This window comes from Microbulbifer sp. ABF4_143 (genome assembly GCF_056160225.1).
Genome location: NZ_JBSWWT010000035.1, coordinates 1 through 17,764 on the forward strand (window position 1 = coordinate 1; position 17,764 = coordinate 17,764).

General features: G+C 64.8%; 19 protein-coding genes. 16 read left to right on the forward strand and 3 right to left on the reverse strand.

The genetic code is table 11. From position 1 onward, the window contains the following. Positions 1 to 30: 30 nt before the first annotated feature. Positions 31 to 1,695 (reverse strand): energy-dependent translational throttle protein EttA, encoded by a 1,665-nt coding sequence (gene ettA, locus ACXAF3_RS17605; protein ID WP_475113602.1) that lies wholly within the window; start codon positions 1,693 to 1,695, stop codon positions 31 to 33. A 177-nt stretch (positions 1,696 to 1,872) separates the two neighbouring features. Between ettA and ACXAF3_RS17610 the strand changes: the two genes are divergently transcribed. The 4 genes from ACXAF3_RS17610 to fnr all read left to right on the forward strand — a co-directional run bounded on the left by ACXAF3_RS17610 (position 1,873) and on the right by fnr (position 6,201). Further along, positions 1,873 to 2,988 (forward strand): enoyl-CoA hydratase/isomerase family protein, encoded by a 1,116-nt coding sequence (locus ACXAF3_RS17610; protein ID WP_475113603.1) that lies wholly within the window; start codon positions 1,873 to 1,875, stop codon positions 2,986 to 2,988. Between the two features lie 63 nt (positions 2,989 to 3,051). After that, positions 3,052 to 3,960, forward strand: a complete 909-nt coding sequence (mmsB, locus tag ACXAF3_RS17615) for a 3-hydroxyisobutyrate dehydrogenase (RefSeq protein ID WP_475113604.1) — start codon at positions 3,052 to 3,054, stop codon at positions 3,958 to 3,960. A 67-nt stretch (positions 3,961 to 4,027) separates the two neighbouring features. Next, on the forward strand, positions 4,028 to 5,404 hold the full coding sequence (gene hemN / locus ACXAF3_RS17620) for an oxygen-independent coproporphyrinogen III oxidase (protein ID WP_475113605.1): 1,377 nt from the start codon (positions 4,028 to 4,030) through the stop codon (positions 5,402 to 5,404). A 65-nt stretch (positions 5,405 to 5,469) separates the two neighbouring features. Next, on the forward strand, positions 5,470 to 6,201 hold the full coding sequence (fnr, locus tag ACXAF3_RS17625; protein ID WP_475113606.1) for a fumarate/nitrate reduction transcriptional regulator Fnr: 732 nt from the start codon (positions 5,470 to 5,472) through the stop codon (positions 6,199 to 6,201). Positions 6,202 to 6,415: 214 nt separating this feature from the next. On the opposite strand, the gene ACXAF3_RS17630 is transcribed toward fnr, so the two are convergent. Together ACXAF3_RS17630 and ACXAF3_RS17635 are read right to left on the reverse strand one after the other, a co-directional pair. Further along, positions 6,416 to 6,868, reverse strand: coding sequence for a SpoIIAA family protein (locus ACXAF3_RS17630; protein ID WP_475113607.1), 453 nt, complete (start codon positions 6,866 to 6,868; stop codon positions 6,416 to 6,418). A 32-nt stretch (positions 6,869 to 6,900) separates the two neighbouring features. Then, complete coding sequence (locus ACXAF3_RS17635; protein ID WP_475113608.1) at positions 6,901 to 7,464, reverse strand: hemerythrin domain-containing protein; 564 nt, start codon at positions 7,462 to 7,464, stop codon at positions 6,901 to 6,903. A 380-nt stretch (positions 7,465 to 7,844) separates the two neighbouring features. Here ACXAF3_RS17635 and ACXAF3_RS17640 point away from each other — a divergent pair, with 380 nt between their 5' ends. The 12 genes from ACXAF3_RS17640 to ribA all read left to right on the forward strand — a co-directional run bounded on the left by ACXAF3_RS17640 (position 7,845) and on the right by ribA (position 17,404). Further along, on the forward strand, positions 7,845 to 8,333 hold the full coding sequence (locus ACXAF3_RS17640) for an outer membrane beta-barrel protein (RefSeq protein ID WP_475113609.1): 489 nt from the start codon (positions 7,845 to 7,847) through the stop codon (positions 8,331 to 8,333). Positions 8,334 to 8,485: 152 nt separating this feature from the next. Next, on the forward strand, positions 8,486 to 9,751 hold the full coding sequence (glyA, locus tag ACXAF3_RS17645) for a serine hydroxymethyltransferase (protein WP_475113610.1): 1,266 nt from the start codon (positions 8,486 to 8,488) through the stop codon (positions 9,749 to 9,751). Between the two features lie 148 nt (positions 9,752 to 9,899). Continuing rightward, entirely contained in the window at positions 9,900 to 10,367 is a 468-nt protein-coding gene (nrdR, locus tag ACXAF3_RS17650) for a transcriptional regulator NrdR (RefSeq protein WP_475113611.1), read from the forward strand. Then, positions 10,364 to 11,509, forward strand: coding sequence for a bifunctional diaminohydroxyphosphoribosylaminopyrimidine deaminase/5-amino-6-(5-phosphoribosylamino)uracil reductase RibD (ribD, locus tag ACXAF3_RS17655; RefSeq protein ID WP_475113612.1), 1,146 nt, complete (start codon positions 10,364 to 10,366; stop codon positions 11,507 to 11,509). The genes nrdR and ribD overlap by 4 nt, the downstream gene beginning before the upstream one ends. Further along, on the forward strand, positions 11,510 to 12,172 hold the full coding sequence (locus tag ACXAF3_RS17660; RefSeq protein WP_475113613.1) for a riboflavin synthase: 663 nt from the start codon (positions 11,510 to 11,512) through the stop codon (positions 12,170 to 12,172). Between the two features lie 259 nt (positions 12,173 to 12,431). Continuing rightward, positions 12,432 to 13,547 (forward strand): bifunctional 3,4-dihydroxy-2-butanone-4-phosphate synthase/GTP cyclohydrolase II, encoded by a 1,116-nt coding sequence (gene ribBA / locus ACXAF3_RS17665; RefSeq protein WP_475113614.1) that lies wholly within the window; start codon positions 12,432 to 12,434, stop codon positions 13,545 to 13,547. A gap of 113 nt (positions 13,548 to 13,660) precedes the next feature. Beyond that, positions 13,661 to 14,131, forward strand: a complete 471-nt coding sequence (gene ribH, locus ACXAF3_RS17670) for a 6,7-dimethyl-8-ribityllumazine synthase (protein ID WP_475113615.1) — start codon at positions 13,661 to 13,663, stop codon at positions 14,129 to 14,131. A gap of 118 nt (positions 14,132 to 14,249) precedes the next feature. Continuing rightward, positions 14,250 to 14,693: a transcription antitermination factor NusB gene (gene nusB / locus ACXAF3_RS17675; RefSeq protein WP_475113616.1), complete on the forward strand. Its 444-nt coding sequence runs from the start codon at positions 14,250 to 14,252 to the stop codon at positions 14,691 to 14,693. Positions 14,694 to 14,706: 13 nt separating this feature from the next. Beyond that, the gene (gene thiL, locus ACXAF3_RS17680) at positions 14,707 to 15,654 is read left to right on the forward strand and encodes a thiamine-phosphate kinase (RefSeq protein ID WP_475113617.1); all 948 of its coding nucleotides are present in this window, start codon (positions 14,707 to 14,709) and stop codon (positions 15,652 to 15,654) included. A gap of 7 nt (positions 15,655 to 15,661) precedes the next feature. Next, positions 15,662 to 16,141, forward strand: a complete 480-nt coding sequence (locus ACXAF3_RS17685; protein WP_475113618.1) for a phosphatidylglycerophosphatase A family protein — start codon at positions 15,662 to 15,664, stop codon at positions 16,139 to 16,141. 10 nt (positions 16,142 to 16,151) lie between these two features. Continuing rightward, a complete protein-coding gene (locus ACXAF3_RS17690; RefSeq protein ID WP_475113619.1) occupies positions 16,152 to 16,784 on the forward strand; it encodes a retropepsin-like aspartic protease family protein in 633 nt (210 codons plus the stop codon). 11 nt (positions 16,785 to 16,795) lie between these two features. Continuing rightward, on the forward strand, positions 16,796 to 17,404 hold the full coding sequence (gene ribA, locus ACXAF3_RS17695) for a GTP cyclohydrolase II (protein WP_475113620.1): 609 nt from the start codon (positions 16,796 to 16,798) through the stop codon (positions 17,402 to 17,404). Positions 17,405 to 17,764: the final 360 nt, after the last annotated feature.

Consider the following 17,764-nt stretch of genomic DNA (forward strand, 5'->3'; position numbering starts at 1 on the left):
TAAAAAGCCCGCAAACTGCGGGCTTTTTTATCAGGTCTTGAGCTTCTTGTACTGCATCCGGTGCGGTGTGGCGTCCTCGCCTTTGCGCTTGACGAAGTCCTCGTGGTACTCGGTGTAGTTGCCCTCGAAGAAGACCACCTCGCTGCCGCCCTCGTAGGCGAGGATATGGGTCGCGACCCGGTCCAGGAACCAGCGGTCGTGGGAGATCACCAGGGCGCAGCCGGGGAAGTTCAGCAGTGCCTCTTCCAGCGCGCGCAGTGTCTCGATATCCAGGTCGTTGGACGGTTCGTCCAGCAGCAGCACATTGGCGCCCTGCTTGAGCGTATAGGCCAGGTGCAAACGGCCGCGCTCACCGCCGGAGAGTTCGCCGACGCGCTTCTGCTGGTCACTGCCCTTGAAGTTGAAGCGGCCGACGTAGTTGCGCGAGCCCACCTCGTAGTTGTTGATTTTCAGCACGTCCTGGCCGTCGGAGATGGCCTCCCAGACGGTTTTGTTGTCGTCCAGGTTCTCGCGGCCCTGCTCGACATAGGCGATCTTCACCGTCTCGCCGATCTTGATCTCGCCGCTGTCCGGCTGTTCGGTGCCGGTAATCATACGGAACAGCGTCGACTTGCCGGCGCCGTTGCCGCCGACGATACCGACGATGGCGCCCTTGGGCACGCGGAAGGACAGGTTGTCGATCAGCAGCCGGTCGCCGAAGCCCTTGGTCACGTTGACGAACTCGATCACATTGTCCCCCAGGCGCTCGCCCGGCGGAATGTAGATCTCGTTGGTCTCGTTGCGGGCCTGGAACTCCTGTGACTGCATCTCCTCCAGGCGCGCCAGGCGGGCCTTGCTCTTGGACTGGCGGCCCTTGGGGTTCTGGCGCGCCCACTCCAGTTCCTTCTGCATGGACTTCATGCGCGCCTGCTCGGATTTCTGCTCCTGCTCCAGACGCTTCTCCTTCTGCTCCAGCCAGGTGGTGTAGTTGCCCTCCCAGGGGATGCCGTGGCCGCGGTCCAGCTCCAGAATCCAGCCGGCCACATTGTCGAGGAAGTAGCGGTCGTGGGTGATGGCCACGACGGTGCCGTTGAAGTCGTGCAGGAAGCGCTCCAGCCAGAACACGGACTCCGCGTCCAGGTGGTTGGTGGGCTCGTCCAGCAGCAGCATGTCCGGGCGCGACAGCAGCAGGCGGCACAGGGCCACGCGGCGCTTCTCACCGCCGGACAGGTTGTTCACGTCGGCATCCCAGGGCGGCAGGCGCAGCGCGTCGGCGGCCACTTCCAGACGGTGCTCCAGGTTGTGGGCGTCCCAGGCCTGGATGATGTCCTCGTACTGCTGCTGTTTCTTGGCCAGCGCATCGAAGTCGGCGTCCGGTTCGGCGTAGTCGGCGTAGACCTGCTCCAGGCCGGCCAGCGCGTCTATCGCCTCGCGCACGCCGTCCTCGACGTTGCCGCGCACATTCTTGGACGGATCCAGCTGCGGCTCCTGGGGCAGGTAGCCCACCTTGATACCCGGCATGGCGCGGGCCTCGCCGTTGTAGTCCTGGTCCACCCCGGCCATGATGCGCAGCAGCGTGGACTTGCCGGCGCCGTTTAAGCCCAGCACGCCGATCTTGGCGCCGGGGAAGAAAGACAGGGAGATATCCTTCAGGATCTCGCGCTTGGGCGGTACTACCTTGCCCACCCGGTTCATCGTGTATACGTATTCGGCCATTTGGGATTCCAGTAAGGGAGTCGGTCAGAAATTGCGCGCAACTTATCAGGTTGATGGAAAAGTGCAACCGGCCCGCAGGGCCGGCTGCACTCTAGGGGCGTGCGCCCTCCGTGCGGCTGACGAAGGCACCCATCTGTGGTTAACTGCGGCGCAATCCAAAGCGAGATAAGAAGAGAAATGGATCAGCAACAAATGGGTGATGCCCCCGTAGTCTTCTCCCGCCGCGGCGCCCTGGCGACCGCGACCCTCAGTCTGCCCAAGGCGCTGAACGCGCTCAACCTGGAGATGATCGGGCTGCTGTCGCAGAAACTCGACGAATGGGCCGGCGATGACAGCGTGGCCGCCGTGTGGATAGACGGCAGCGGCGACAAGGCCTTCTGCGCCGGCGGCGATGTGGTGGCCCTCTACCGCGAGTCCGCGGCCTACGGCGAGAAGCCGGATTATGAGTTCACGACCGGCTTCTTCTCGCGCGAATACCGCCTCGACCACAAGATTCACAGCTACCGGAAGCCGATCGTGGTCTGGGGCGGCGGCATAGTGATGGGCGGCGGTATCGGCATTATGGCCGGCGCCAGCCACCGCATAGTCACCGAGACCACGCGCATGGCCATGCCGGAGGTGACCATAGGGCTCTTCCCGGACGTCGGCGGCAGCTGGTTTCTGAACCGCATGCCCGGCCGCCTGGGGCTCTTCCTCGGCCTGACCGGCGCCCAGTTCAACGGCGCCGACGCGCTGTTCGCCGGCATGGCGGACCGCATGCTGCCGAACGCGCGGCGCGAAACCGTGCTGACGGAACTGGCCGGGCTGGAATACTTCGCCGACAGCGAGCGCAACCACCGCCAGGTCAGCGACTGCCTGAAGCGGCTGCAGTTGCCGCCGGCGGAACAGCCGCCGTCGAATCTGCGCGCCCACTACGACCAGATACAGCAGCTGACCGACTATGCGACCCTGCCGGAAGTCTGCCACTCGATTACCGGCTACCGGGGCGGGGATCCCTGGCTGCAAAAGGCCGCCGCCACCCTGGCCGCCGGCTCGCCGCTGACCCCCTGGATCGTCTGGGAACAGCTGAAGCGCGGCAAGTATCTGTCCCTGGCGGAGGTGTTCCGGATGGAACTGGTGCTGGCGGTCAACCTCTGCGCCAGCGGCCATTTCAAAGAGGGTGTTAGGGCGCTGCTGATCGACAAGGACCGCCAGCCTGTGTGGCGGCCGGCGACGCTGGAGGAGATTTCCGCGCGGGAAGTCGAGCGCTGTTTCGAGGCGCCCTGGGCCGGGAATCCGCTGTCGGATTTGTAGATTCGTAGGATGGGCAAAGCCATCCCACAGGGAATAAAGAATAAATAGAAAGGAGTGCATACAATGGAAAAAATCGCCTTTATCGGCCTCGGCAATATGGGCGGCCCGATGGCCGCCAACTTGGTCGCGGCGGGCTATGGGGTAACGGCCTTCGACCTGTCCGAGGCGGCGCTGCAACAGGCGGTGGGCAACGGCTGCGAGCGCGGCGAGAGCGCGCAGCAGGCGGTGCGGGGCGCCGATGTGGTGATCTCGATGCTGCCCAGCGGCGATGCGGTCAAGGGGCTCTACCTGGGGGCGCGCGGACTGCTGCAGGCGCTGGAACCGGACACATTGGTCATCGACTGCTCCACCATCGCCGCGGGCGACGCGCGCCAGCTGATCGCCGCCGCCGGCGAGCGCGGCATACGCGCGATAGACGCGCCCGTCTCCGGTGGCACCGCCGCGGCCGCCGCCGGCACATTGTCGTTTATGTGCGGCGGCGACGCGGCGGCGCTGGACGCGGCGCGGCCCTTCCTGCAGGCCATGGGAGCGAATATCTTCCACGCCGGCCCCGCCGGCTCCGGCCAGGTGGCCAAGATCTGCAACAACATGCTGCTGGCCGTCCATATGATCGGCACCGCCGAGGCGCTGCAGCTGGGGGTGGACAACGGCCTGGATCCGAAGGTGCTGTCGGACATCATGAAGGCCAGCTCCGGCGGCAACTGGTCGCTGGAGAAGTACAACCCCTATCCGGGGGTGATGGACAATGTGCCCGCGGCCAACGGCTACAGCGGCGGCTTCGCGGTGGCGCTGATGCTGAAGGACCTGGGCCTGGCGATGGACACCGCCGCCGGCAGCGCCTCGTCCACGCCGCTGGGCGCGCTGGCGAAAAACCTCTATCAGTTGCACGGCGGCAGCGAGGAGAACCGGCAGCTGGATTTCTCCAGCATCCAGAACCTGTTCCGCCGCCCCGCCGGCGCGGTGGAAAATTGATCTGGATCAAGGGGCGGAGATCCCGCGGCGCTTAACCTCTGCATCGAACTGCAAGAGGTAGAAGAGCATGGCTCACGACCCGGAGAGCGCAGGCCTGTCGGCGGAACTGCTGTCCCGCTACAGCGGCCCCTGTCCGCGCTACACATCCTATCCCACCGCGGACCGCTTCGCGCCGCTGGGCGCCGCCGAGCCCTGGCGCGCACTGGGGGATATCCGCAGCCTGTCGCTGTATGTACATATCCCCTTCTGCCGCTCCCTGTGCTACTTCTGCGCCTGCAACAAGGTGATCACCCGGCAGTACGGGCTCGCCTCCAGCTATCTCGACCACCTGCTGCGGGAGGCGCACTGGTATAGCGACAAGACCGCCGGTGCACCGGTGACACAGCTGCACCTGGGCGGCGGCACGCCCACTTTCCTCGGCGACGGCGACCTGCGCCGCCTGATCGAGGGGCTGGGGGAGGTGTTCGAACTGCGCCCCGGCGACGGGGTCGAGTACAGCATAGAGGCGGATCCGCGCACCCTCGAAATCGATACCCTGGATACCCTGCGCGAGCTGGGATTCAACCGCCTCAGCCTCGGCATCCAGGATTTCAATATCGAGGTACAGCGCTCGATCAACCGTATCTGCAGCCCCGAGCAGGTGGCTCGGCTGACCGAGGCGGCGCGGGAGCGCGGCTTCGAGTCCATCTCCTACGATCTGATCTACGGCCTGCCGCGGCAGGATGTCGCCAGCCTGCAGCGCACGCTGGACCGGGTGCTGGAACTGGCACCGGACCGCATAGCCCTCTACCACTACGCCCACCTGCCGCACCGTTTCAAGGCGCAGCGGCTGATCGAAACGGATTTGATCCCCGGGGCGGCGGAGAAGATTGCCATGCAGCTGGCCGCGGTATCGCGCCTCGGGCAGGCCGGGTACGAGTTCCTTGGCATGGACCACTTCGCCAAGCCGGACGACGAACTGGCCAAGGCGGCCCACGCCGGGATGCTGCAGCGCAACTTCCAGGGCTACACGCTGATGCCGGCGGACGCGCTGGTGGGGCTTGGCGCCTCGGCGATCAGCTACAGCCGCGACGGCTACTGGCAGAACCTGCACAAGTTGAAAGACTATACCCAGGCCATCGGCGAGCGGGGGTCGGCGGCCAGCCGCGGCTGGCTGCTGGATGAGGACGACCGGCTGCGCCAGTGGCTGATCGGCGAGCTGATGTGCCGCCTGCGCCTCGACAAGGGCGAGGCCTCGCGCCGCGCCGGTGCGCCCTTCGATGCCTACTTCCGCGCGGAGCTGGAGCGTTTGCAGCCGATGATCGATGACGGCCTGCTGCGCGACGACGCCGACAGCCTGAGCGTCACCGAGAGCGGGCGCTGGTTCGTGCGCAATGCGGCCTCCGCATTCGACAGCTACTTCCACGGGCAGGAAACCACCGCCCGCTACTCCCGTGTGCTGTGAGGGGGGACTGTAACCGGAGGCCGGGGTACAATCCCCGTATCAATGGTTTGCGATCCGGTTTCGATATGACTGATTCCTCCAAGGCAGTAAGTTGCGGCAACTGCTCGGTCAGGCGCCTGTGCCTGCCCGCCGGCCTGTCCGAGGGCGATATCGACCGGCTGGAGCAGGTCACCCGCCGCAAGAAGGTCGTCAAGGCCGGCGACACCCTGTACCGCGCGGGCGACCCCTTCGCCAACCTCTACGCGATTCGCTCCGGCAGCTTCAAGACCGCGGTGATCGCCACCGACGGCGATACCCAGGTGACCCATTTCGCACTGCCGGGGGAGCTGCTGGGCCTGGACGCCTACAGCGGCCGCAGTCACCCCAGCTACGCCGAGGCGCTGGAGAACAGCAGCGTCTGCGTGCTGCCCTTTTCCCAACTGGAGACGCTGGCGCAGCAGGTGCCGGCGCTGCAGCAGCAGATCTACAACATCTTTTCCGAAGAGCTGAAACAGGAAAACGATATCCTGATGCTGCTCGGCAGGCGCTCCGCCGATACGCGCCTGGCGGCACTGCTGATCAATATCTCCAGCCGCTACGCGCGCCGGGGCTATTCCGCCAGTGAATTCGTGCTGTCGATGCCGCGCACGGATATCGCCAACTATCTGGGCCTCACCGCGGAGACGGTCAGCCGGTTGTTTTCCCGCTTCCAGAAGGAAAAGCTGATCCGCGTCAGCGGGCGCGAGGTCGAGATCCTCGATCTGGTCGGACTCAGCGAGCTGGCCGGCACCCACTGCAGCTACGACAGCGACGGCTGAAATCGGCCGGTTGAGGAAGGGCGAAATCAAAACGGCCAGCGATGCCGGGTTCGGTCGCTGACAGAGTCCTGCAGCCAAAATCGAAGGCAAAGTACTGGGGCGGGTATTTCGAACCCTTGGCGACAGGGACGTATTTACAGCGTTTCGAAATACCCGCCCCTGTGCTTTGCCGCCACTGCAGCCGTTTAAAGCGGAATGCGTGGATCAGGGAGAGTCAGGTGTGCGCGGGAAAAATCCGCCGCCCCGGCTGTTTGGAGCCGGTGGGCGCGGAGCCCTTTTCCGGTAGCGGCTGCGCCAGCCAGTCCAGCGCCTCCTCCGGCTCCTCGAAGAAGCGCGCCTCGCCGGAGATAAACCAGGAGGCGATGCGCGCGGCTATCTCCTGCCATTTTTCGTCGCCGAGTATGGCGACCCTGGAAAACTCATTGCCGTGCTTCAGCGCCAGCTTGAAGTCATCCCAGGCGGCGCGCAGTTCCCAGCCCTCGAAGTCCCGCGCGTCCACCAGTACCTGCACCTGCGGTTTGTCGACCCCCTGCAGCGCGTAGTCTATCAGCGGGGTTATGCGCTCGTAGTCCTCGTGGGTGAGGCGGCCTATGGCCTTGATATAGAGAAAGAACTCGGAGCCGACGCGCTCGACGCCGATCGAAATTCCGTGACGCTTGATTTCCATATTTCCTCCCGGTTGGTGCGTTTGTGAACCGCTCAGGCGACGGCGGCCGCCGGTTCAGTCAGGTGCTGGTGAAGGGATTCGTAGATTTTTTTGGTCTCGGTGTTGAACAGCGGGTCCCGCTGCTCCTGCACCCGGACGCGGATTGCGTCCCAGTCCTCGGCGGTCAGATACTGCTCCACCTGCGGAAATATAGCGCTGTTCTCGAGTGCCATATGGTCGCGCTGCAGCCGCAGGTAGACGTGGCTGGCGCCCATCAGCGTATGCCGTTCCACCGCGGCGTCGTTGGCCACCGCGTAAAACAGCGCACACATCTGCTTGGTGGCCGCGGCGATGCGCCGATGCTGCAGCTGTGCCGCAATCACCGCGTCGCGGTCGTGGATGGGTTTGCCCAGAAGGCACTCAAACACCAGGTCTTCCACCGGGTGGTGCCACTTGTCCGGGTAGACGGAGAAATAGTCCAGCGCGTCCAGCATCAGCCCCAGCGTGGCCGGGTCTCTGTCGCGATGGCTGAAGTCGCGCAACAGCTGTTCGAAGCAGTCGAGCAACTGCCGCATATGTTTGTGGTCGCGGCACAGTTGCCGATAGATAGCGTTCATCCCTGGCCTCCATTGATTTCCGAATACCCCCATTGTTGTCGGCCCCGGGAGTGGTCGCTTGATCTGGATCAAGCCGCGGGCAGTTTGCGCAACGGCGGGTGGGATAGGGCGAATCGAAGATCCGCGCACAGGGTGGAGGCGGCTTTGCGCGGGGTCTGGCTGCGTCAACAGTATGTGACCCGGCGGTTTCACGCGGTTGCATCCGCGCGGGCCGGGCCCGCGGGTATGGAACCAAGGCCCCGCGGCCGCGGTCACAGGATGCCCCGCGGCGATTACCCCCACTTCTGTGACCCGGTAACTGTTCGGCGGGCAACAGGGCGGTTAAAATCCGCGCAACTCTGTATTGAACAAAAGTCTGACCAACAAATTGGGGAATTCCTATGCGTAAGATTGCAAAAGGTGTAGCTGCACTGGCGCTGGTCTGTTCTTCCGCCGCCTCCGCCGAGGGCGGTTACTGGGGCGCCACCGTGGGCCTGATGGATATCGATATGCCCAACGCCGACAGCCCGCTCAACGTGGGCCTGCGCGGCGGCTTCACCCTGCCTTCCGGCTGGGGCTTCGAGGCCGAGTACACCAACTCGCTGATCAGCGGCGAGGCCGACGTCTTCGTCCGCGACGTGGATGTGGATATCCAGACCCTGGCCGGCTACGGCACCTACCGCTCCTACGGCGACCTCTACTTCAAGGGCCGCCTGGGCCTGCTGTACGAGGATGTCTCCGTGGGCAGCTTCAGCGAGGACGACACCGGTATCTCCCTCGGTGCCGGCGTGGGCTTCAACTACAGCCCCAACACCAATATCGAGCTGGAATACACCATGATCGAGGAAGATGTGGGCTTTTGGTCCGGCACCATGACCCTGACTTTCTAACCCCTCCCTCCCTGCGCGGTCCGACCTTTGGCCTGACCGCGCCGTCATTTCTGCGCAGTGCCGATTTCCTTGGTGTACAATGCGCGCCTTTCTATAGTTCAGCCCTATAGTTTCACCCCGTCTGACTCAGCCCGTATTATCGAGGGAACACCATGTTTGATTCATCAGTCACACTTGCCTCCTACGACCCGGATATCTGGGAAGCCATCCAGGAGGAGGACCGCCGCCAGGAAGAGCATATCGAGCTGATCGCGTCCGAGAACTACACCAGCCCGCTGGTGATGGCGGCTCAGGGCAGCAGCCTGACCAACAAGTACGCCGAGGGCTATCCGGGCAAGCGCTACTACGGCGGCTGTGAATACGTCGACAAGGTGGAGACCCTGGCCATAGAGCGGGCCAAGCAGCTGTTCGGCGCCGACTACGCCAATGTGCAGCCGCACTCCGGCTCCCAGGCCAATGCCGCCGTCTATCAGGCCCTGTGCGCCCCGGGCGACACGGTGCTGGGCATGAGCCTGGCCCACGGCGGCCACCTGACCCACGGCGCGCGGGTGAATTTCTCCGGCAAGATCTACAACGCGGTGCAGTACGGCCTCAATCCGGAGACCGGCGAGGTGGACTACGAGGAAGTGGAGCGCCTGGCCCTGGAGCACAAGCCGAAGATGATCGTGGCCGGCTTCTCCGCCTACTCGCGCGTGATGGACTGGGCGCGCTTCCGCGAGATCGCCGACAAGGTGGGCGCCTACCTGTTCGTGGATATGGCCCATGTGGCCGGCCTGATCGCCGCCGGTGAATACCCGTCGCCGATCCCCCACGCCGACGTGGTGACCTCCACCACCCACAAGACCCTGCGCGGCCCGCGCGGCGGCATTATCCTGGCCCGCGCCAACGAGGAGATCGAGAAGAAGCTCAACTCCGCCGTATTCCCGGGCGGTCAGGGCGGCCCGCTGATGCACGTGATCGCGGCCAAGGCGGTGTCCTTCAAGGAGGCCATGAGCCCCGAGTACAAGGCCTACCAGAAGAAGGTGGTGGAGAACGCCCGCGCCATGGCCGAGACCTTCCTCGACCGCGGTATCAATATCGTCTCCGGCGGCACCGACGACCACCTGATGCTGGTGGATCTGATCGGCAAGGAGTACACGGGCAAGGATGCGGACGAGGCCCTGGGCCGCGCCAACATCACCGTGAACAAGAACGCGGTGCCGAACGACCCGCGCTCGCCGTTTATCACCAGCGGCCTGCGCGTCGGCACCCCGGCCATCACCACCCGCGGCTTCGGCGTCGTGGAGACCCAGCAGCTGACCCACTGGATCTGCGACGTGCTGGACGCGCTGGAGAAGGGCGACGCCGAGGCGACCATCAATGAGGTCAAGCAGAAGGTACTGGATATCTGCGCCAAGTTCCCCGTTTACAAAGGCTGATTGTCGACTGTGTGAAAAAGCGGCTCTTCGGAGCCGCTTTTTCGTTGCCGGGGTGCATTCCCCGGTGATTGACCGGCCCCCGCTCAAGAGTCGGCGCGGCTGTGGTAAACTGCCGCCCGTTTTTCAATCCCCCAAGGGCCAATCCCCCATGCACTGTCCTTTCTGCAGCGCAGAAGAAACCAAAGTAGTCGATTCGCGCCTGGTGGCCGAGGGCGACCAGGTGCGCCGCCGGCGCGAGTGTCTGCAGTGCCACGAGCGTTTCACCACCTTCGAGACGGCCGAGCTGCTGCTGCCGCGGGTGATCAAACAGAACGGCCAGCGCGAGCCCTTCAACGAGGACAAGCTGCGCGCGGGTATCCAGCGCGCGGTGGAGAAACGCCCGGTCAGCACCGAGCGGGTGGAATCCGCGGTATCCCAGATCAAGCACGCCCTGCAGGCCACCGGCGAGCGCGAGCTGCCGGCGCGCACCATCGGCGAGCTGGTCATGGAACAACTGCGCGAACTGGACCAGGTGGCCTATGTGCGCTTCGCGTCCGTCTACCGCCGCTTCGAGGACGTCAGTGATTTCAGCGAGGAAATCGAGCGGCTGACCAGCAAGCCCAAGGTGAAAGAATGAGTCCGCGCGAACTGATGGCCCGCGCGATCCAGCTGGCGGAGCGCGGCCTCTATACCACCATGCCCAACCCCCGCGTCGGCTGTGTGATCGCCGACGACGGCGGCGAGATAGTCGGCGAGGGCTGGCACAGGCGCGCCGGCCTGCCCCACGCGGAGATCGAGGCGTTGAACGATGCGGGCGAGCGCGCCCGCGGCGCCACCGCCTATGTGACGCTGGAACCCTGCAGCCACACGGGCCGCACCGGCCCCTGCGCCGATGCACTGATCGCGGCCGGCGTGGCCAAGGTGGTCTACGGTATGCAGGACCCGAATCCGGCCGTCGGCGGCGAGGGGCTGCAGAAGCTGAAAGACGCCGGTATCGAGATCGAGGGCCCGCTGCTGGAAGAGCAGTGCCGCGCGCTGAATCCCGGCTTTATCAAACGCATGACCCTGGGCCTGCCGCTGGTGCGCTGCAAGTCGGCCATGAGCCTGGACGGCCGCACCGCCATGGCCAGCGGCGAGTCCAAATGGGTCACAGGCCCCGCCGCGCGCGCCGATGTGCAGCGGCTGCGCGCGCGCAGCTGCGCGATAGTCACCGGCGTCGAGACGGTGCGCTTCGACAACCCCAATTTGAATGTGCGCGCCGACGAGATGGCCCTGGAGCTGCTGACCAACGAACAGGCTGCCCAAGCGGTAGCGATTCAAGAGGTTCAGCCGCTGCGGGTGATCCTCGACAGCCGGCTGCGCACCTCGCCCAAGGCCTTTATATTGCAGGGCGACGCCCCCACATTGGTGGTCACCACCGAGGTGGCGGACCTGTCCCGCCGCCAGCGTCTGGAAGAGGCCGGTGCCGAGGTGCTGGTGCTGCCGGCGGACAAGAGCGGCCGCGTGGACCTGCTGGCGCTGCTCAAAGAGCTGGCGCGGCGGCAGTGCAACGAGGTGCTGGTGGAGAGCGGCGCCACCCTGTCCGGCGAATTCCTGTACCGCGGCCATGTGGACGAGCTGATCGTGTATATGGCGCCGAAGCTGCTCGGCAGTACGGCCAGGCCGCTGTTCGAACTGCCGATAGAGCGCATGGGCTCGGTGCTGCCGATCACCATTACCGATATGCGCGCGGTCGGCCACGACTGGCGCATTACCGCCACAACCGATATCGAGAGATAGATGTTTACCGGAATCGTCGAAGCCGTAGGCGAGATCGCCGAACTGCAACCCAAGGACGGCGACCTGCGCCTGCGGGTCAAAACCGGCAAGCTGGATCTGGCCGACGTGCAGCTGGGCGACAGCATCGCCACCAACGGCGTCTGCCTGACGGTGGTGGACCTGCCCGGCGACGGCTACTGGGCCGATGTGTCTGCGGAGACTTTGAAGGTGGCCACCGTCGGCAGCTGGAAACTCGGCGACAGGGTCAATCTGGAAAAGGCGCTGACGCCCCAGACCCGCCTCGGCGGCCATATTGTCAGCGGCCATGTGGACGGTATCGGCGAGGTGCTGTGGCGCAAACGCGAGGCCCGCGCCGAGCGCTTCCGCCTGCGCGCGCCGGCGGAACTGGCCAAATACATCGCCCACAAGGGCTCGATCACCGTCGACGGCACCAGCCTGACCGTCAACGCGGTGGACGGCGCCGAATTCGAGCTGACCATAGTGCCGCACACGCTGCAGGAAACGGTGATGGACGGCTACAGGGCCGGCACCCGCGTCAACCTGGAAGTGGACCTGATCGCGCGCTATCTGGAGCGGCTGCTGCTCGGCGACAAGGCCGCCGAGCCGGACAGCGGCGGGCTGACGGTGGAATTTTTGGCGCAGCACGGTTTTTACAAGGCGTGACCCGGCTTTGGGGGCGGCCCTGCTAGCGGGTGGCCCCTTGCGGGACACGCCGTGCATACATCCCTGTAGGCTTGTCGGCGAGCTTCCAGCCGCTGCGCGCCCTCGCGGCGCCTTCGGCCCTCTCGCCGACAGTCCCGCAAGGGGCCACCCGGCAGCAGGACCTTCGCATCTCCCTGCTGTAGGAGCCTGCTTGCAGGCGAACAAAGCGTTGTAGGATGGGCAAAGCGAAGCCTGCCCATCAAACACCCAAGAGAGATTTATGGAATTAAATACGGTTGAAGAACTGATCGACGATATCCGCCAGGGCAAGATGGTGATCCTGATGGACGACGAGGATCGCGAGAACGAGGGCGACCTGGTCATGGCCGCCGAGCAGGTGCGCGCCGAGGATATCAACTTTATGGCCACCCACGCCCGCGGCCTGATCTGCCTGCCGATGAGCAAAGAGCGCTGCGAGCAGCTGGACCTGCCGCTGATGTCGCGGGACAACGGTGCCCAGTTCAGCACCAACTTCACCGTGTCCATCGAGGCCGCCGAGGGCGTCACCACCGGCATCTCCGCCGCCGACCGCGCGCGCACCATACGCGCGGCCGTCGCGCGCAACGCCAAGCCCTCGGACATAGTTCAGCCCGGCCATATCTTCCCGATCATGGCCCAGCCCGGCGGCGTGCTGAGCCGCGCCGGCCACACAGAGGCGGGCTGCGACCTGGCGCGCCTGGCCGGTTTCGAGCCGGCGGCGGTGATCGTCGAGATCATGAACGAAGACGGCACCATGGCGCGGCGCCCGGATCTGGAAAAATTCGCCAAGACCCACAACCTGAAGATCGGCACCATCGCCGACCTGATCAACTACCGTGCCCTGAACGAAAAGACCGTCGAGTGCACCAACGAGCGCAGGGTGCAGACCGAGTTCGGCGAATTCAAGCTGCGCACCTATCTGGACAAGGCCCGCCGCGAGCGCCACTTCGCCTTTATCAAGGGCGAGCCGACGCCGGAGGAGCCGACGCTGGTGCGCGTGCATGTGGCCAGCACCACGCGCGACCTGTTCACTCTGCGCCGCGGCGACGAGAAATTCACCCCCTGGACCTTCCGCCACGCGATGCAGCGCATCGCCGACGAGGGCAAGGGCGTGGTGGTGGTGATCTGTCACAACGAGACCACCGAGGAAATCGAGGAGAGCATCGACTGGCTGATCAGTGGCAAACAGCAGCGCCCGAGCCAGGACCTGGTCTACAAGCAGGTGGGCACCGGCTCGCAGATACTGCGCGACCTGAAGGTGCGCAAGATGCGCCTGATGAGTGCGCCGTTCAAGTTCAGCGCCATCTCCGGCTTCGATCTGGAAGTGGAAGAATACCTGAACGTCGAGCAGGAATAGCGAATACGCTGATGGGCACCTCGCTTCGCTCCTTTGCCCATCCTACAGACATACTTCAACCGTAGGATGGGCAGAGCGCGCCTGCCCATCGGGAAAAAAATGGAATAGAGATTATGAGCAACATCCAAGTGATCGAAGGCGATTTCACCAACTGCCAGGGCAAGTACGCGCTGCTGGTCAGCCGCTGGAACAGCTTCGTGGTCGAGAGCCTGAAAGACGGCGCCCTGGACACCCTGCGCCGCAAGGGGATCAAGGACGAGGACATCACCATCTACTATGCGCCGGGCGCCTTCGAATTCCCGCTGGCCGCACAGAAGCTGGCCGAGAGTAAGAAATTCGATGCGATCATCGCCCTGGGTGCGGTGATCCGCGGCGGCACGCCGCACTTCGAATACGTCGCCGGCGAGTGCACCAAGGGCCTGGCCCAGGTGTCCCTGGCGAGCGGTATTCCGGTGACTTTCGGCGTGCTGACCGTGGATTCCATCGAGCAGGCCATAGAGCGCGCCGGCACCAAGGCCGGCAACAAGGGCTGCGAAGCGGCGGAAACCGCACTGGAAATGGTTTCGCTGCTGGGCAAGATTTAATTTTAGAGTTCGGAAGAATTTGTAGGAGCGGCCCACGGCCGCGATCAGACTCGCGCAATAGTTTTGAACTGGGGCGCGGCCATGGGCCGCGCCTACAGGGTAATCATCGGATTAGACAATGACCGTTACCGCATCCGCGCGCCGCAAGGCGCGCCACTACGCCATGCAGGCGCTCTACCAGTGGCACATGGCCGGCGCCAGCCTGAATACCATCGAGGCCGAGTTCCGCGCCGACAACGATATGAGCAAGACGGACGTGGAGTACTTCCGCGATCTGTTCTACGGCGTGGCGAAAAATCTCGACGAGGTTGAGGCCGCCTTCAGCCCGCACCTGGACCGCAAGATCGACGACCTGGACCCGGTCTCGCGCGCGCTGCTGCGCATGTCCACCTACGAACTGAAAAACCGTATCGACGTGCCCTACAAGGTGGTGATCAACGAATCGGTGGCGCTGGCGAAAAAATTCGGTCCCACCGACGCCTTCAAATTTATCAACGGCATACTGGATAAGACCGCGGCGGATCTGCGCGCGGCGGAAGTGGCTGCGGACAAGAGCGCCTGAGGCACAACACAATATGCGGGCTGCTCCGGGCGAGTTCGAAATCATCCGCGACTACTTCGCCGGCGCACCCCGTGGCGCGGGCGTCGTGCTCGGTATCGGCGACGACTGTGCGCTGCTGCAGCCGCCGGCCGGCGCTCTGCTCGCCACCTCGATGGACACCCTGGTGGCGGACCGGCACTTCCCGGCGGATGCAGACCCGGCGGCCATCGCCGCCCGTGCGCTGCGGGTCAACCTCAGCGATCTGGCGGCGATGAACGCGCAGCCCCTGTGGTTCACCCTGGCGCTGACATTGCCGCACAGCGATGCGGAATGGCTGCGGCGGTTTGCCGACGGGCTGCTGCAGACCGCCAGCGGCTACGGCGTTTCCCTGGTCGGCGGCGACACCACACGGGGGCCATTGTCGATCACGATACAGGTGATCGGTAGCAGCAGTGCGCCGCTGTGTCGCGACGGCGCCGGAGTCGGTGACGCCATCTACGTCAGCGGCCCACTCGGCGCGGCCGCCGCGGCACTGCCGGTGATACTGGGGCAGAAACTGGCCGGCGGGCCAGACGCGGAGGCTGCGGAGAGGGCCTACTATTTCCCCGAGCCGCAATTTGAAATGGCGGCCGCGATAGGCCCACTCGCCAGCAGCGCCCTGGATATCTCCGACGGCCTGCTGGCGGATCTCGGCCATATCTGTGCGGCGAGCGGCGTGAGTGCCGATATCGACCTGCACGCACTTCCGGTGGCGCCGATCGCGCGGCGGCTGGCCGGCGAGGGCGCACTGGCGCTGGCCGCCACCGGCGGCGACGACTACCAGCTGTGCTTTACCGTGCCGCAGCGGCAGCTGCCGGCGCTGGAAGCGCTCGGCCTCAGCGCGGTGCGTATCGGCACTGTGATCGAGGGCGGAGGCGAGGTGCGCAGCTGGCTGGACGGCGAGCCCTGGCACCCCGAATCCGCCGGTTACCAGCACTTTTGATCTGAATATGAAAAATCCCACCTTTGGCCAACTGCTGCGCGACCCGACCATGCTGCTCGCCTTCGGCTTTGGCTCCGGCCTGTCGCCCAAGGCGCCGGGCACCTTCGGCACTCTGGCCGCGATCCCATTCTGGTGGCTGCTCGCCGGCCTGCCCTGGGGCTGGTATCTGGCGCTGGTGCTCGCCGCCGCACTGCTGGGCTGCTACCTGTGCGGCGACGCGGCGGAAAAACTCGGCGTACACGACCATGGCGGTATCGTCTGGGATGAGATGGTGGGCTACTGGCTGACAATGTTTATGGCCCCGGCCGGCTGGGGTTGGGCCCTGTACGGCTTCGCGCTCTTCCGGATCTTCGATATCGCCAAGCCACAGCCGATCCGCTGGGCGGACCGCCAGGTGCACGGTGGTGTCGGGATTATGCTCGACGATATACTGGCGGCAGTCTATGCGGCACTGGTTTTGCAGCTGACCGCACTGGTGATTGGATAGGGGGAGTCCGATGCGCAAACTCCTCTTCACGCTGTGTCTGATTTTGCCGCTGGCCGCCGCCGCGCAGCAGGTGCAGCTGAAAGGGCTCTTCGGCAGCAGCGCGATGCTGGAAATCGACGGCCGCCAGCGGCTGCTGAAGGCCGGGCAGAAATCCCCTGAGGGGGTGCAGCTTGTCGAGGCCACCACCGCCTATGCGCGGGTGAAAATCGACGGGCGCGAACAGAAACTGACCCTGGATGCACCGGTCGCGGCCCGCTACGCAAAGGCGAAGCGCGCCGAGGTGCGCCTGAGCGCGGACAGCCGCGGCCACTACAGCACCAGCGCCTGGGTCAATGGCCGCAGCGTCACCATGATGGTGGACACCGGGGCCACCAATATCGCGTTCAACTACCCGACCGCGAAGCGCCTGGGCCTGAACCTGGAGCGGGCGCAGCCGATCCGGGTGGCGACGGCCAACGGTATAGCCCGCGCCTATAAACTGCGCTTGAACAGCGTCACCATCGGCGGCATCGTGCTGCACAATGTGGAAGCCACTGTGCACGCGGACGATTTTCCCCATATCACCCTGCTGGGCAACAGCTTCCTGAGTCGGGTGGATATGGAACAGCAGGACGGGGTCCTGGTCCTGCGCGCGAGAAATTGAGAGGTAATGACTTGACCATTCGCTATGTGGAATCCTCCAAACTGCCCACCTCCTGGGGCATGTTTGAAATGCACGGCTTCGAGGATACCGAGGCCGGCAAGGAGCACGTGGTGCTCACTATGGGGGACATAGACACCGACGAGCCGCTGCTGGCCCGCATTCACTCCGAGTGCCTGACCGGCGACGCCCTCTTTTCCCTGCGCTGCGACTGCGGCGCCCAGCTGCAGCACGCGATGCACCGTATCGCGATGGAGGGCCGCGGGGCCATCTTTTACCTGCGCCAGGAGGGGCGCGGTATCGGCCTGCTGAACAAGATCCGCGCCTACCGCCTGCAGGACTGCGGCGCCGACACGGTGGAGGCCAACGAGCAGCTGGGTTTCGGCGCCGATATGCGGGACTACTCGATCCTGAAGGCGATGGTGGATCACCTGGGCATCAAGTCCATCCGCCTGATGACCAACAACCCGCGCAAGGTGAAGGCGCTGGAGGAACTGGGTATCGATGTGGTCGAGCGGCTACCGCACCAGACGGGGCGCAACCCGCACAACGTCAAATACCTGTCCACCAAGAAGGGCAAGCTGGGGCACCTGTTCGACGAGAACGGCGAAGGGCAGGAGTGAGCCGGCGAACGTTATGATGAAGGGGCGGACATGGTGTTCGCCCTTTTCTGTAGGCAATTGGGTGGCGCCCCTGCTAGCGGTGGCCTTAGGCGGGACACGCCGTGGCCCCATCCCCGGGGGCTTGTCCGCGAGCTCCCTCTCGCAGACAGTCTGTGGTTGAAACGGGCGTCGCACTGTCACAAAAATTTTATAAATACGTCACCGCAGCGAAATCTGGCGGGTGCATTCTTCCCTTCGAGTACAGGGCGCGGCGGAACCAATCCCCGCGGCTATACTCCAACCATCGGATTGCGGCGGGTCGAGAAAGGTGATGCACCGGCCGCAATCGGATTCGAAGGCCGGCTCCGAGCCGGCTTTTCT